This is a genomic window from Dermacoccus sp. 147Ba (assembly GCF_004151355.1).
Taxonomy (GTDB): Bacteria; Actinomycetota; Actinomycetes; order Actinomycetales; family Dermatophilaceae; genus Dermacoccus; species Dermacoccus abyssi.
The window spans coordinates 1-13,745 of sequence record NZ_SEHL01000009.1 but is presented as its reverse complement, the minus strand read 5'-3'; the positions used below and the strand labels follow the sequence as shown (position 1 = coordinate 13,745).

Genomic DNA, 13,745 nt, shown 5'->3' with positions numbered 1-13,745 from the left:
CGATCAGGAAGAGACAGACGATGACGACGCTTCGTGGCATCACCTTCCCCGCGCCCGACACCGCGGAGAGCGCTGACGCCGAGCGCCCCACCACCCCGACCGTTCGGGGCATCGTCACCGACGCCGTCCGCGGCAGCGACGCGGTCCTCGCCGCACGCGTGGAGGGCGCGAAGAACTGGCGCGAGGCCTACCTCGCCGCGGTTCGCGACCTCACGATGACGACGGCCTCCACGCCGCAGGCCGCCGTCGACATCGCCCGCGCGGGGCTCGACTCCGCCTACCGCCGCATGCACGTCGTCGGGGACGACGGCCACGAAACACCACTCGCCGAGTGGGCCTTCGACGACGCCGTCGAAGCGGCTCACGGCACGTACGAGATTCGCACGATCGACGGTCGCAAGCCTCGGGTCGAGGCGTTGGCGGTGCCCTACAAGGGACGCGATCTCACGGGCCACGACCTCGAGCGTCAGCTCGACACGTGGGTGGCCAAGGGCGTCATCGAGGCCTCGTGCGCCGAAGCGGTCAAGCGCGTCATCAACCACCCGGAATGGCTGAGCCTGCCCGGTCACGTCCTCGCGAGCGTCGGCGCGGGCGCCGAGATGGGCCCCACCGACATGCTGTCGCGCTGGGGCGCACGCATCCTCGCCGTGGACATTCCGCGCGTCAGCGAGCGTCTCGCGAAGTTCGCCGAGGCCGGGGCGGGCAGCATCACCCTGCCCGTCAGGGACGGCGAGGCGGGTGCCGACATCGTGGCCGACCCGGCCGGTGTTGCAGCCTGGTTCGCCGACAACGCCGGCGACGACACGATCGTCTTCGGCATGCACGCCTACGCCGACTCGGGCATGCACATCCGCCTCACGCTGGCGGCCGACGCCATCGGCCAGTACCTGCAACGCATGCGCCCCACCACGGTCCTCGCGTACCTCGCCACTCCGACGGACGCCTTCGTCGTGCCGCAGGAGATCGTCGACGCCTCGCGGGGACGCTGGCAGCGTCACGGCAGTCGCGGCGTCGCGAAGAAAGGGCTACGACTGGCCTCGCGGGGCCAGCTGTTCAGCGAGCCGTACCCCAAGCACTCGCACGTGGCCGACTGCCTCGTCGCGCAGCAGGGCCCGAACTACGCCGTCGCGAAGCGACTGCAGCGCTGGCGTGCTGTGGCGGCGGAGGCCGACGGCAAGCGCGTGTCGTTCAACGTCGCCCCGGCCACGCTAACGCGATCGGTGACGAAGAACCCCGTCCTACGTGCGGCGTACGGCGGCGCCCACCACTTCGGCGTCGAGGTCTTCGCCCCCGAGACGAGCCGCGCCCTCATGGCCGCGCTGCTCATGCACGACGTCATGCGTGATGACCTGGCGCCCGGCGAGGCGCCGCACCGCGACTACCCGGAGGCACTCTTCAGCGACGGCGCCGCTCACGGCGGGCTGTGGCGGACGGCGTGGGCCCCGCGTTCCGCGCTCGGCGTGGCCGCCGTGCTCGGCCTGCCCAAGGTCGTGCGCCGCTGACACGCGCACCGGCTTCGAGCATCTCGGCCCGACGACGCGCACACGTTTTCCGTTGATCACCTCACGACGTGCAACCCAAACCTTGATCGAGCGTCCTACTTCTGTCAGGACTGTCGATCAGCTTTGGAGTTCGTGTGGCGACCTTCGCTCTTCGTCGTGCCCTCGTGCGCACTTTCGCTCCGGTGAACCTCGTCTCGTCCAGCACCCGTACGGCGGCTGCAACGGGTGCCGCGAGCCGCACCCCTGAGCGCCCGTTCGTCCCGTCGCTGGCGAGTGAATGGATCGGTGAACAGGCCGAGCACGTGCGCGTGCCGGTGGAGATCGTCGCCATCACCGACATGGGTCATCGAATTCAGCGTTATCTCGTCCGCCAAATCGGCACTCACAATTTGCTTGAATGGTCATCAGCCCGCCGCTACGGATTCCGCGTGGGCGATCGAGTGAAATTGTCCGGCCGCGTACAGGCCCACATCCGTCGTGACGATGTCTGCATCACGACGCTCCACGAGTGCTTCAACCCGCTGAGGATGACCTGATGTTCGGCCCCTTGACCCTCTCCCGCGTCTCCGCGCAACGTCGCGGCGCGGCCCGCGACGACCGGTTCGCCGGGGTCGCTGCCGGCCCGGCCGAGCAGGATTCCACCCGCACAACGTCGTCGGGCTACCTCGGCGAGGTCGGCGAGCCCTTCGAGATCGTCGTACGCGTTGCCGGCACCACCCCCCGCCACGCGCAGGACGGCCCGGACATCGTGCGCCACTGCTTCCGCACCGTCGACTCGGGTCTCGCCCTGTGCTGCCCGCTGCCGAACACCCAGCACCTCCGCCTCGGCAGCGTCGTTCGCGTGCGCGGCTCGGTGACGGGGCAGCGCACCCAGGGCATCAACGACGTCACGGAGATCAGCGCCGAGTCGATCGAACGCATGGGCTGAAGCCTGCACGCCTCACCTCGTCGGCGCCCTTCGCGATTCGTCGTGGAGGGCGCCTCGTGCGTCATCGTCAGCGACGCGCGCCGGGTGTGTTGTCCTCACCGCGAACGGACGGGGCGTTGTCCTCGCCGCGCGCCGTGGGGGCGTTGTCCTCACCGTGCTTCGCGGTGACCGGGTGGCTCACAGCGTTGGCCGCCCCCGCGGAGAGGGCGACGAAGGATCCGGCGACGAGCATCGAAGCAGCCGCTGCGGTGAGTCGTTTCATGGTCTCTCCTCGAAGAAAGCCGCCACCGTGGTGCGCCGGCGTCCGGGAACGGAGTCTGACCTTCTCACCTCGACGGGAGTGAAATCGAGCGTGCATCGAAAAGTGAACCGAGAATTTTTCGCGGTCCTGCTTTCCGGTCCGTCACCACCTGAACAACACGGCCGAACACCGCGATCCGTCCCAAATTGGACACCTTGGGCTCACGCTTCAGACCGTCGTCAGCTTCCCCCGATCCACCTGACGTTCGGTGGCATGGCGATCCGCCGCTCGAACAGCAAGGTAGGCCGCGAACGCGCACCCGATGCCAAGGAGGCCACCAAACACGATGTCGCTGAAGTGGTGCATGCCGCGGTAGAGACGTGCGGCGCCCACGCCGAACGGAGAGAGGACGCACAGCGTCTGCACGGTGCGTCGCAGAGCCGAGTTCTCGATACGCGTCGCGAGCATCGCGAGTGACCAGAACAGCGCGAACGAGGCGGCCGTGTGGCCGCTGGGAAAGCTGGAGGTCGGCGGCGCGTTGTCGAGCCGACCGACCTCGGGGCGCGGTCGGCCGACGAGGTGCGTCACGGGCACGAAGACGCTCGCTTCGAGACTGATGGCGAGCAGCGGCACGACGCTCAGCCACCACTTCCGCGTCAGCGCGAGAAGAGCGAGCCCGATGACGATCGCTCCGCCGATCGTGAACCAGGTGTCGTTGACCGTCGAGACGACCTTCGTCACGGTGTTGAGCACACCGTCACGCTCGGCGGCCACCTTCTGCGAGATGCGCTCTTCGGACGGCACCTCGTGGAACACCGTCATGAGGGCCTTGCCGATACCGAGCAGGAGCCCGAACATCACGAGCGCCGGAAGAACGGCGCGAAGCAGTACCGATCGCAGCACCTCGTGGACGGTGGGCCGAGCGGCGCGCGTGTTCGCAGCGGGTCCAACCGCCATCACGCCGGCTCCTTCGTCGCTCGCGGTCGGTGACTGAACCCGATGAACGAAGCCACCGACAGCCCGCACCCCAGCAGAACGCCGGCCGTCACGTCACTCGGGTAATGGACGCCGAGGAAAACACGGTCGAGGGCCGTGAGCACGGCGATGACGGCGGCGCCCGCGACGAGAAGGGCACGCAGCGCGAGCGCCCTTTCGCGCACGAGCGGCCAGAGCATGATGAGGCTCGTCGTGAGCATCATGGCGACGTTGAACGCGTGCCCGCTGGGGAAGCTGTAGCCCGGCGCGTGGGCGACGGGATCGTCGATGAGGGGCCGCGCACGCTCGACGACGAGCTTCGCCTGGAGGCCGAGGTTCCAGCCGACGAGCATCGTCGCGACACCCCAGATGGTGCGTCCGCGAAGACGCCGGTGCCACGTCCACAGCGCAATCGGCACGGCCGCGATGTAGACCCGCATCGGGTGGAGCCACCACTGCCACGCCTCGAGCGCCGGGAGGAAACCCCGCTCGCGCGTGACGTTCGTGGCTGCGAGGACGGCGCGTTGGTCGGCGTCGACGATGGGCGACCAGTGACGTGTGACCAGCACGGCTAGGACGACAACGGGCAGGCAGAGCACTGCGGCTGCGAGGGCACCGCGCACGAGGCGGGGCAGGACGACGCGGACGAACCACGCGCCCGACGTTGCTGGGGACACGCCGTCAGGGTACGCGCGGCGAACTGAGACGCCGCCGCGCTCGGTGATTCCTGGCCGCGGACGATTCGGACGAATTCGCCCACAGGAATCCCACAGAGCCACCCAGTGGCCCGCAAAGAGCGGGCCGGGAGTTTGGTCTCGTCACGGTCGCACTCGGCGGCCGTCGAACGGACCCAAGGATCAGCGATGACGACGACCACCCCGGCGCGGTTGCTGCGGCGATCACGCAGCGACACCGCGCCTCATGACAAACACCTGACGGACGGCGCGTCACGCACGAACGCCGTCACGGGCCAGACCTCGAGCCGTGGGCGCGCGGCCACTCTCCTGCGCGGCAGGCAGGACGACCCGACGTGGGCGCGTCCCGCGCTCTTCGCGCTGCTCGCGTTCGCCGCGTTCGTGTACTTGTGGGATCTGACGAACTCCGGCTACGCCAACGAGTTCTACGCCGCCGCAGTGAAGTCGGCGACCCAGGACGCGAAGGCCTGGCTCTTCGGGTCGCTCGATGCGAGCAACGCCATCACGGTCGACAAGCCCCCGGCGTCACTGTGGGTCATGGGCCTGTCGGCTCGGATCTTCGGCTTCTCGAGCTTCTCCCTCCTCCTGCCGCAGGCGCTCATGGGCGTCGGCACGGTGGCGCTGACGTACGGCGCGGTGCGTCGGTGGTCGGGTCACGCCGCCGGCCTGTTCGCCGGGCTCCTCGTCACCCTGACCCCGGTTGCGGCCCTCATGTTCCGCTTCGACAACCCCGACGCGATGCTCGTTCTCCTCATGACGGCGGCCGCCTACGCGGTGGTGCGCGCTGTGGAGACCACACGCGGACGCGTGGCCCTGCGGTGGATGCTCGGGGCCGGTCTACTCATCGGCTTCGCGTTCCTCACCAAGATGCTCCAAGGCTTGCTCGTGCTGCCCGGCCTCGGCCTCGCCTACCTCGTCGCGGCCCGGTTCTCCCTCAAGCAGCGCCTGGCACACCTCGTCGCGGGCCTCGTCGGCGTCGTCGTCGGAGCTGGCTGGCTCGTCGCACTCGTCTCGCTGTGGCCTGCGTCGGCACGCCCGTACATCGGCGGCTCGACGAACAACTCGCTGTGGGAGCTCGCCCTCGGTTACAACGGCCTCGGCCGCATCCTCGGCGGCGCGGGCAACGGCGGCGGAGGTGGTGGCGGAGGCGGCTTCGGTGGCACCGCAGGCCTCCTGCGCATGTTCAACAGCCAGTTCGCCGGTGAAATCTCATGGTTGCTGCCGGCCGCTCTCCTGCTGCTCGTCGCCGGTTTCGTCGCTCAAGGACGGGCGCCGCGCACCGACCGTGTTCGCGCGTCGCTCATCCTCTGGGGCGGCTGGCTCGTCGTCACGGTGCTGTGCCTGTCGTTCATGCAGGGCACCGTCCACTCGTACTACGCGGTGGCTCTCGCTCCGGCGATCGCGGCGTGCGTCGCCGTCGGTGGCCGTGAGGCGTGGGCCCGACGCGACTCGTTCGTGTGGCGGCTCGTCATCGCCGCGGCTGTCGTTGTGACGGCGGCCTGGAGCTTCCAGGTGCTGTCGACGAACGCTGCGTCGTGGATGCCGTGGCTCAAGTGGGTGTCGCTGGTGCTCGCCGTCATCGGGGCGCTGACGTTCGTGGTCGCCGGTGCTCGCCCTGCGCGAGTGCGTCGTTTCGCGACGATCGGACTCGTCATCGGCGTGCTCGGTGGCCTGGGCGGAACGACGGCGTACACGCTCGCGACGATCACGCAGGGTCACACCGGCTCGATGCCGGCGTCCGGCCCGGCTGTGGCTGGCGGAGCGGGCGGCGGCCCCATGGGTGGCGGCCCGTCGGGCGGCCAGGCCGGCATTCGACCGAGCGGTCAGCAAGGCACCCAGCAGAACGCCCAACAGGGCGGCACGACAGGCGGGTCGTCGTCGTCATCGTCGGCGCAAGCACCCACCGGAACGCCGCCGAACGGGCAGCCGCCGACGGGAACGCCGCCGTCCGGCAGCCCGGGTGGATCGGCACCGAACGGTGCCGCACCGGGAGCGTCCGGCACGAACGGCCAGTCGTCGTCAGGTTCGACGAACTCCCCCGGGAGCGGGTCCGCGTCGTCGGGCGGTGCAACGTCGGGATCGGCAACGTCCGGTTCGATGCAGGCCGCTCCCGGCGGCCAGGGCAGCGCGACGCGCAACACGGCCCTCAGCGCCAAGCTCGACGCGACGACATCCACGTGGTCCGCTGCGGTCATCGGTGACCAGAGTGCGGCCGGGTACATCCTCGCCTCGGACACCGCGGTGATGTCGATCGGCGGATGGAGCGGCAGCGACAACAACGTCACGCTCGCGCAGTTCCAGGAGTACGTGAAGAACGGCGACATCACGTACTTCATCGCCGGAGGCGGCATGGGCGGTGGCCAGGGTGGCAACGGGTTGGCCGCGCAGATCACGGCCTGGGTCAAGGCGCACTACACGGCGACGACCGTCGGCGGCGTGACGATGTACGACCTGACGAAGGCGACGTCGTAAGCCTCTCCCCCTATCTGGGTACGTTGTGTGGATCTGGCCGCGAGATATCGCGGCCAGATCCACACAAGTGCTCCGGCTGCGGCTGGCAGCCGCCGAGCCTCATGACCCGAACCGATTTGCCGGAATCGTGAGCCGCCAACACCCACAACGGTGTTCGTCAGCGTGCAAAATGGGTCGGCCCCCGAAAGGCGTTCGTGAAAGTCGCGAAGGGGCGGCATGTCAGGGTTGCTCTACCGCTGCGTACGCGACAGTGTGAGTGACACGCATCACGGGGTGAGAGGACACATCATGGCTGCGACGGACGCGGCGCAAGCCGAGGCGCACGAGCCGAAGACCGAGCTCAAGCGGGTCCTCAGCCCGAAGCTGCTGCTTCTGTTCATCGTCGGCGACATTCTCGGCGCAGGCATCTACGCCGTCACCGGCGACATTGCGGGCGAAGTGGGCGGCATGGCGTGGCTGCCGTTCCTCATCGCGTTCACCGTCGCCACCCTGACGGCGTTCAGCTACCTCGAACTCGTGACGAAGTACCCGCAAGCCGCCGGCGCTGCTCTCTATACGCACAAGGCGTTCGGCATCCACTTCCTCACGTTCATCGTGGCGTTCACCGTCGTCTGCTCGGGCATCACGAGCGCTGCGACGTCGTCGAACCTGCTCGCCGCGAACCTCCTCACCGGTCTCGGCGTCGGCGGTGACGACGGCCCGGGTGCCCTCGGCACGATGCTCGTCGCCCTCGCGTTCATGGTGCTGCTCGCGCTCATCAACCTGCGCGGCGTCGGCGAGAGCGTGAAGTTCAACGTCGTGCTCACCGTCGTCGAGTTGTTCGCACTGGCCGTCGTCATCGGAATCGGCTTCTACGCCATGGCCACGAAGGGCGCCGACTTCAGCCAGCTCACGACGTTCGAGTCGTCCTCGGACCGCAACATGTTCGCCGCGACGACCGTCGCCACCGCCATCGCGTTCTTCTCGATGGTGGGCTTCGAGGACTCGGTCAACATGGTCGAAGAGACGGAGAACCCGCGTCAGGTCTTCCCGCGCATCATGCTCACGGGCCTCGGCATCGCCGTGCTCATCTACATGCTCGTCGCCGTGTCGGTCGTGCTCGTGCTGCCGATCAAGGACATCCAGAACTTCGACGGCGAGACCGGCATCCTGCTCGAGGTCGTCAAGACCGGCATGCCCGGCTTCCCCGTCGACGCAGTCTTCCCGTTCCTCACGGTGTTCGCCGTCGCCAACACCGCACTCATCAACATGATGATGGCGAGCCGCCTCATCTACGGCCTGGCGAAGCAGGAAGTGCTCCCGCCGGCACTCGGCAAGGTGTCGCGCCGCCAGTCGCCCTACGCGGCCGTGTTCTTCACGACGGCGCTCGCCCTGGCGCTCATCATCTACGTGTCGATGCAGGAGGGCACGCCGGTCGTCGGCGCACTCGGCGGCACGACGGGTCTGCTGCTGCTCATCGTGTTCACCATCGTCAACACCGCGTGCCTCGTGCTGCGCCGGGAAAAGGCACACCCCGAGGCCTTCCGTGCGCCCACCGTCATCCCGATCCTCGGTGCGGTGCTGTGCGCCTTCCTAGCCGGCCCGTGGGCGCGCGACCCGGAGAAGTACATCCAGTACAAGATCGGCGCGGCCCTGCTCGCCATCGGCGTCGTGCTGTCGCTGTTCACGTGGTTCGTCCACACGCGCCACCACGAGAAGACGCGCTTCAGCGACATCGAGAACCTCGAGGAGTAAACCCTCTCCCGACGACAACGGCGCCCGCCCGACCCTCATGGTCGAGCGGGCGCCGTCGCGTCGCGAGGCGTTGATGCGCTTCTCAGAGGGGGACGGCGATCTGGTCGTCGTCGCGGGTCTTGGGGCCGCGTTTCATCGTCAGCGGCAGCACCCCGGCGACGAGGCACAGCCCCGCCGTGAGGAGCCACGCGGACGCGTACGACCCCGCTCCCGAGCGCAGCGCGCCCGAGACGCTCGCGCCGATTCCGGCGCCGATCATGTGCGACGCGTAGATCCAGCCGAAGACGACGCCGGACGCGTGCAGCCCGAAGTGACGACGACACAACTCGACGGTGGGCGGCACCGTCGCCGTCCAGTCGAGGCCGTAGAAGACGACGAACGCCCACATGGGCATGTCGACGCTCGGGCCGAGCAAGCCGTTGATGAACACAAGCGAGATGCCGCGCGTGACCTAGTAGATCGCGAGAAGAATGCGCGGGTCGTAGCGGTCGGTCAGCCAGCCGGAGGCGACCGTGCCGACGATGTCGAAGATCCCGATGATGCCGATGAGGGTGGCGGCCGTCGTCGGCACCATCGAATGGTCGTGAGCGGCCGGCGCGAGGTGCGTGACGACCATGCCGTTCGTCGACCAGCCGCACACGAAGAACGTCAGCATGAGCACCCAGAAGGCCCAGTGTCGAGCGGCACTGCGCAAGGCCGTCAGGGCCATCGACCGGAAGCGGGGCCCTCGTCCTCAACATCCTGCGCACTCGCGGCACCGATGGCGCCGACCCCGACGTCGGCGGGCCGGTCGCGCAGGAACAGCGCGCAGAGCACCGCCATGACGAGGGAACACACCCCGGCGACCAATGACGCTGTGCGCCAACCGGGCCCGGCCGCAATCATGGCAATGACCGGGACGAAGAGCACCTGCCCGGCCGCCGTGGCGGCGGAGAAGATGCCCGTCACCGTGCCGCGGTGGCTGACGAACCAGCGGTTGGCGATGATCGTGCCGAACGTCAGCGCCATCGAGCCCGTGCCGAGGCCGATGAAGACGCCCCACAACAGCCACAGCTGCCACGGCTCGCCGATGAGCGTGACGGCCGCGCTCGCCAGACCGACGATGACCAGGGACGCCGTCACGGTGCGACGCACGCCCCACGCCTGCATGAGCGCCGCGGTGAACGGGGCAGCGATGCCGTAGAGCACGAGGTTGAGGCTCGCGGCGCCCGACGTCACGTCGCGCGACCACCCCGTCGAGTGCTCGATCGGTTCCATGAGCACACCGGTCGTCGAACGGAAGGCCGACGCGGCGAGCAGCGCACCCGCCGTCACGCACGCGACTCCCCAGGCGGGATGGCGGCTGGCGGTACTCACGGGCGGCTCCTCGTGCGGGTGGCGAGTCCTCGATGCTACGAACTCCTGACGAACCGACCTACCGCACTTCCACCCCTCGGTCCACGCCCAGCGCTGCGCCGCCGTGATGACGCTGCCCGCCTGTTCGGGTGGGCAGCAGGGCCGATGAGGTTTCTAGCGTGGAGTCATGACTTCCCGTCACCTCTTCAGCTCGGAACACCGTCACACCTTCACCGCCTTCGGCGCCGGCGCCCTCACGGCGGCAGGTCTGGGCCTTGCCAAGAAGGTCACCGCGATCATGAAGACCGGCAAGGGGCATTCGGCCAAGCACCGCGCCCTCGACTTCGCGTCGGCGATAGCGCAGCCGAAGTACCCGCTCGACGCGATGAGTACCTACCTCAACGGTTTCCACTTCTACGCCGACGACATGGGCCGTCAGGTCGAGGCGACGCACTTCTGCACCCACCTGCGTCACGACCTGCATCAGTGCGTCATCTACGACAGCAACGCCGCGGACGCTCGCCTCATCGGCATCGAATACATCATCAGCGCAGAGAAATTCGCGACGCTGCCCGAGGACGAGAAGAAGCTGTGGCACAGCCACCACTACGAGGTGAAGTCGGGGATGCTCGTGGCGCCGGGCATTCCGGATCTCGCGGAGCGTTCCTACTTCGAAGATCTCGTCTCGACGTACGGCAAGACGTTCCACACGTGGCAGTACGACAAAGCCGACTTCCCGTTCGGCATCCCGCAACTCATGATGGGCTTCACCGACGACGGACAGGCCGACGAGAACGCCACGCGCGAACGCGACGAGCGCCTCGGCGTCTCCACGCCCGACAAGCGACGCGACCGCGCCGACATCCCGATGCCCGACGTCGACCCCGCCGCGAACTCGTGGCAGAGCGGACGCTCGGTGCAGACAACGCTCGAGGATGTCGACTTCACGCGCTGAGGAAGGCGGGACGTTGCCGATAAGGGCGGGTGCTTTGACTGCAGGCGCTCCTCGTCCCGCGGGAGCAGATGCTGTCGGTGCGAGCCGCTTAACGTCCCGTGTGTCGAACCCGCTCCCCTCGGCGGCTTGAGGTGAGCGTTCCCGAGTCACACAGGCTCGTCGCTCCAGGGCACCGCGTCGAGAATCGCGTTAGCTGCCTCCGGCGTCAGGACGGCCGACCAGACAACTTCACCCGGACCAGGCGCCAGGTCCGCTATCCCCGCAGGCTCCGGACCCCAGTCGTCCCCGGACACACCCGGGAGGGCCGACATCATGACCGCGAGCCTCTTCGGGTCGTAAACCTGTCTCGCAATGAAGGCAACGAATTGCTCTCCGCGATCCGCGCGGATCAGGACACCCATTGCGAAGGCATCGAAGTGTGCCATGACGATCTTCCCACTGCGCAAGCTGCGCGCAGCGCACTGCATCATGACCGTCCGATAGGCGCGCTGCTCGGCTACGGCGCGCTCGGCAATGATTCTGCGTCGATCCCATTCCTGGGGCAGAAGCGAATCGGTGTTGATCCTGTCCTTCTTCGCTTCGCTCCAGACGCACCGGCACTCGGACTCGATTCTGGTGTAAAAGTCGCGACGCGCGCCGTCTTCCCGCCACCCAGCAGCCCCAAGCCACCACCGCGAGGATTCGTTCACGCTTCGCGTCCACCCAGCGGCATCATCGAGTCGTGCGTTCTCGTGTAGGTCCGCGTCGGTGAGGCGGGTGGCGACGCCGCGCCACCGCCCGCGCTTCACCTTGAACCAGACTCGGTCTTTGAGCACCCCGATGCGGGTGGCTCGGCCAGCAAGCATGCGGGCCGGAAGCGACTGTGCTTCCTCGACGAGCTCGTGGGCCAGCAGATGCAGGGGAGCGTCCAACTTCGGGATCTCGATCTCGAGCGAGTCTAGGCAACGTCGGGTGGGACGTACACCTGAATGATCATCAGCCTGCATAGCGAGAGACTAGCGAGTCCTCACATGTCAGTCGGGCAATCCACCCAGATCGTCGAGCTCCTGCGCAGAGAAGCCGCTGAGGGCCGAAACGGCGGCAGCGTCCGAACCGTTGATCTCGCGAAGAATGTTCTGCACGGAGGCGTTGATCTCGTCACGGTGGCGATCGATGTATTCCTGCACAGCAACCTCGACGACATCCTTCTTGGACGTCGAGAGGAAGTGCGCTGCGTGAGAGATGAGCGCGTCCGTCGAAGAGGACACCTTGATAGGCGCAACGGCAGGCATGAAGAGTGTCCTTTCGTGAGTTCTTGGTACCAAAGTACCATAGCGGTGAAGTTGCCTATCGCCCCGGCTCGGGGCGCGTAGGCAACGCGCCGTGTCGGGATGGGCTCGCCGCCTCTTCGCCTGACGCGTGTCGGAGCCGCTACACCGCAGCCGGGGACGAGGCGCGCTTTCGGACGATCCCCGGCACGTCGGCGCGCAGAAAACCTCGTCGCCTAACCCGGCCGCGCCCCCGTAGCGTGAGGGAGAGCGCTCAGGCGCTCCCAGACCCGCCGTACCCGTCCTGCTGGAGGCGCGATGTCGACCTGGTGGCACGACCACAACGCCTACTGGCGCGCTCATCCCGACGAATCAACCGGGAATCCATACTTTCCCGATCATCTGGTGAGCCTGCTCGATGCCGTGGAGGCCTGCTTCGTGGCAGCGGGCGGCTCCTCGGCTTGGCCGGACCCACACGCAGACCCCAGCTCGCCGGGCGGCTGCAGCGCTCCCACCGACGACGAGTACAGCCGCCTCACCCACCCCGAGCTCTACGTCATCCTCGAGGTTCGCGTGCGGGCCTGGATGGACGCCCTCGCCCAACTCGGTCTCGCTCACGTGGCACCACACGGAGCTGGACCACTGCCGACTCAGGGGCAGGCAACAACACCCTGTGCCTCCGCCGACGAGAGTCGCCCTCGCGCCGCGGATGCCGGCCTCGATGGACGCGATGGACTCGGCCAACACGACCATCTCGTCGAACCGAGCCCAGTGGGTGAGCGTGGCGAAGGTGGCCCGGCGTGGCCGAATTGTCCGCGACAACCGTCGGTGGTGTGGATGGCCATCCCGCACGAGAACGCGCCGACCCTACGCGTAGCGGCGTGGCCCCTGGACGAGCTCGGCACTCAGTTCGAGGTGGGTTTGAGCGACCCGATCGTCATCATCGATCGTGTGCCCGATTGCCCCTGCGACGCATGCGATGACGGTTCGGCTGATCTCTTGGAAGGTCTCGACCGGACGTTGCTGTCGATCGTCGACGGCTCGATCGAGGTCGTCGCGACCGGAGGTGTCCGGCGCGAGCGCAGCGCATGGGACGGCTCATCGGGAAGCGACTGGCTCGGTCAGGGTGACTACGCCGTCCGAGGAGCCTCATGGTTTCCCGGTCGTGAACCCCTGCCGCTCATCACGCCGATGACGTGATGACGTTCGGGCGACGCCCAGGCCCCGCTGTGGCTGACCCTGACGACAACCCGACGCGGCGGTCGCCCAGTTCCGGTCAGGCTTGCGGCGTCGATTCTGCGGCTTCGTATCGCTCCGGCTGTTCGAGGCACAGGCAGAAGGGATGCCCGTCCGGGTCGGCGTACACACGAAAATCGGCGTGGGCACTCTCGTCCTCGAGGAACGTCGCACCCAGGCTGAGCGCATGCGCGTGCGCCGCCTCGTATTCAGGCACGTGGAAATCCACGTGCGCCTGCTGCGGCACGGTGTTGGCCGGCCAGGTCGGAGCCACGTAGTCGGGCGACAACTGAAACGAGAGTCGCTGACCGGTGGGGTACTGCGTCTCGACCCAGTCGTCGCTGCGGTACGTGACGCGCCCGCCTGCGAGGTTGCAGTAGAACGCGGCGAGACGCTCAGGGTCAGGCGTGTCGATGGCGACGGAA

16 protein-coding genes are annotated in these 13,745 nt (G+C 67.9%); 7 read left to right on the top strand and 9 right to left on the bottom strand.

What is annotated here, in order from left to right:
* Positions 1 to 20 precede the first annotated feature (20 nt).
* From EVU97_RS11815 to EVU97_RS11805, 3 genes are all read left to right on the top strand, one after another.
* Positions 21 to 1,502, top strand: coding sequence for a hypothetical protein (locus EVU97_RS11815; RefSeq protein WP_129666052.1), 1,482 nt, complete (start codon positions 21 to 23; stop codon positions 1,500 to 1,502).
* 182 nt (positions 1,503 to 1,684) lie between these two features.
* Positions 1,685 to 2,038 carry a hypothetical protein gene (locus EVU97_RS11810; protein WP_129666050.1) on the top strand — a complete coding sequence of 118 codons (354 nt, stop codon included), beginning with the start codon at positions 1,685 to 1,687 and terminating at the stop codon, positions 2,036 to 2,038.
* Positions 2,038 to 2,430, top strand: a complete 393-nt coding sequence (locus tag EVU97_RS11805; protein ID WP_047310763.1) for a hypothetical protein — start codon at positions 2,038 to 2,040, stop codon at positions 2,428 to 2,430. Before EVU97_RS11810 ends, EVU97_RS11805 begins: the two co-directional genes overlap by 1 nt.
* Positions 2,431 to 2,497: 67 nt before the next feature.
* Here EVU97_RS11805 and EVU97_RS11800 read toward each other — a convergent pair whose 3' ends face one another.
* From EVU97_RS11800 to EVU97_RS11790, 3 genes are all read right to left on the bottom strand, one after another.
* The gene (locus EVU97_RS11800) at positions 2,498 to 2,692 is read right to left on the bottom strand and encodes a hypothetical protein (protein ID WP_047310764.1); all 195 of its coding nucleotides are present in this window, start codon (positions 2,690 to 2,692) and stop codon (positions 2,498 to 2,500) included.
* A gap of 207 nt (positions 2,693 to 2,899) precedes the next feature.
* The gene (locus EVU97_RS11795; RefSeq protein WP_129666048.1) at positions 2,900 to 3,628 is read right to left on the bottom strand and encodes a phosphatase PAP2 family protein; all 729 of its coding nucleotides are present in this window, start codon (positions 3,626 to 3,628) and stop codon (positions 2,900 to 2,902) included.
* A complete protein-coding gene (locus EVU97_RS11790) occupies positions 3,628 to 4,323 on the bottom strand; it encodes a phosphatase PAP2 family protein (RefSeq protein WP_129666046.1) in 696 nt (231 codons plus the stop codon). The genes EVU97_RS11795 and EVU97_RS11790 overlap by 1 nt, the downstream gene beginning before the upstream one ends.
* A gap of 186 nt (positions 4,324 to 4,509) precedes the next feature.
* Here EVU97_RS11790 and EVU97_RS11785 point away from each other — a divergent pair, with 186 nt between their 5' ends.
* Both EVU97_RS11785 and EVU97_RS11780 read left to right on the top strand, forming a co-directional pair.
* Entirely contained in the window at positions 4,510 to 6,813 is a 2,304-nt protein-coding gene (locus EVU97_RS11785; RefSeq protein WP_129666044.1) for a glycosyltransferase family 39 protein, read from the top strand.
* A 288-nt stretch (positions 6,814 to 7,101) separates the two neighbouring features.
* Entirely contained in the window at positions 7,102 to 8,547 is a 1,446-nt protein-coding gene (locus EVU97_RS11780) for an APC family permease (RefSeq protein WP_129666042.1), read from the top strand.
* Positions 8,548 to 8,629: 82 nt separating this feature from the next.
* Here EVU97_RS11780 and EVU97_RS15285 read toward each other — a convergent pair whose 3' ends face one another.
* From EVU97_RS15285 to EVU97_RS15275, 3 genes are read right to left on the bottom strand one after another with little or no spacing between them, the layout of a single operon-like run.
* Positions 8,630 to 8,977, bottom strand: coding sequence for a hypothetical protein (locus tag EVU97_RS15285; protein WP_240730221.1), 348 nt, complete (start codon positions 8,975 to 8,977; stop codon positions 8,630 to 8,632).
* 21 nt (positions 8,978 to 8,998) lie between these two features.
* Positions 8,999 to 9,256, bottom strand: coding sequence for a hypothetical protein (locus EVU97_RS15280; RefSeq protein ID WP_240730220.1), 258 nt, complete (start codon positions 9,254 to 9,256; stop codon positions 8,999 to 9,001).
* Positions 9,247 to 9,903, bottom strand: a complete 657-nt coding sequence (locus EVU97_RS15275) for an MFS transporter (protein ID WP_240730219.1) — start codon at positions 9,901 to 9,903, stop codon at positions 9,247 to 9,249. Before EVU97_RS15275 ends, EVU97_RS15280 begins: the two co-directional genes overlap by 10 nt.
* Positions 9,904 to 10,069: 166 nt before the next feature.
* Here EVU97_RS15275 and EVU97_RS11770 point away from each other — a divergent pair, with 166 nt between their 5' ends.
* Entirely contained in the window at positions 10,070 to 10,837 is a 768-nt protein-coding gene (locus tag EVU97_RS11770) for an OBAP family protein (RefSeq protein ID WP_129666040.1), read from the top strand.
* Positions 10,838 to 10,983: 146 nt separating this feature from the next.
* On the opposite strand, the gene EVU97_RS11765 is transcribed toward EVU97_RS11770, so the two are convergent.
* Positions 10,984 to 11,823 (bottom strand): hypothetical protein, encoded by an 840-nt coding sequence (locus tag EVU97_RS11765; RefSeq protein ID WP_047310769.1) that lies wholly within the window; start codon positions 11,821 to 11,823, stop codon positions 10,984 to 10,986.
* 27 nt (positions 11,824 to 11,850) lie between these two features.
* Positions 11,851 to 12,108 (bottom strand): hypothetical protein, encoded by a 258-nt coding sequence (locus tag EVU97_RS11760; RefSeq protein ID WP_047310770.1) that lies wholly within the window; start codon positions 12,106 to 12,108, stop codon positions 11,851 to 11,853.
* 381 nt (positions 12,109 to 12,489) lie between these two features.
* Between EVU97_RS11760 and EVU97_RS11755 the strand changes: the two genes are divergently transcribed.
* Positions 12,490 to 13,284 (top strand): DUF6226 family protein, encoded by a 795-nt coding sequence (locus EVU97_RS11755; RefSeq protein WP_129666039.1) that lies wholly within the window; start codon positions 12,490 to 12,492, stop codon positions 13,282 to 13,284.
* Positions 13,285 to 13,360: 76 nt separating this feature from the next.
* Here the strand turns inward: EVU97_RS11755 and EVU97_RS11750 are convergent.
* The coding region (locus EVU97_RS11750; protein ID WP_129666037.1) for a VOC family protein at positions 13,361 to 13,745 on the bottom strand (385 nt) is incomplete at its 5' end.

Excerpts from the sequence above, each read along its gene's own strand:
- EVU97_RS11795 (WP_129666048.1), bottom strand. The coding sequence starts at position 3,628 with ATGGCGGTTGGACCCGCTGCGAACACGCGCGCCGCTCGGCCCACCGTC.
- EVU97_RS11770 (WP_129666040.1), top strand. The coding sequence starts at position 10,070 with ATGACTTCCCGTCACCTCTTCAGCTCGGAACACCGTCACACCTTCACC.
- EVU97_RS11815 (WP_129666052.1), top strand. The coding sequence starts at position 21 with ATGACGACGCTTCGTGGCATCACCTTCCCCGCGCCCGACACCGCGGAG.
- EVU97_RS15280 (WP_240730220.1), bottom strand. The coding sequence starts at position 9,256 with ATGGCCCTGACGGCCTTGCGCAGTGCCGCTCGACACTGGGCCTTCTGG.
- EVU97_RS11805 (WP_047310763.1), top strand. The coding sequence starts at position 2,038 with ATGTTCGGCCCCTTGACCCTCTCCCGCGTCTCCGCGCAACGTCGCGGC.
- EVU97_RS11785 (WP_129666044.1), top strand. The coding sequence starts at position 4,510 with ATGACGACGACCACCCCGGCGCGGTTGCTGCGGCGATCACGCAGCGAC.
- EVU97_RS11780 (WP_129666042.1), top strand. The coding sequence starts at position 7,102 with ATGGCTGCGACGGACGCGGCGCAAGCCGAGGCGCACGAGCCGAAGACC.
- EVU97_RS11800 (WP_047310764.1), bottom strand. The coding sequence starts at position 2,692 with ATGAAACGACTCACCGCAGCGGCTGCTTCGATGCTCGTCGCCGGATCC.
- EVU97_RS11765 (WP_047310769.1), bottom strand. The coding sequence starts at position 11,823 with ATGCAGGCTGATGATCATTCAGGTGTACGTCCCACCCGACGTTGCCTA.
- EVU97_RS11760 (WP_047310770.1), bottom strand. The coding sequence starts at position 12,108 with ATGCCTGCCGTTGCGCCTATCAAGGTGTCCTCTTCGACGGACGCGCTC.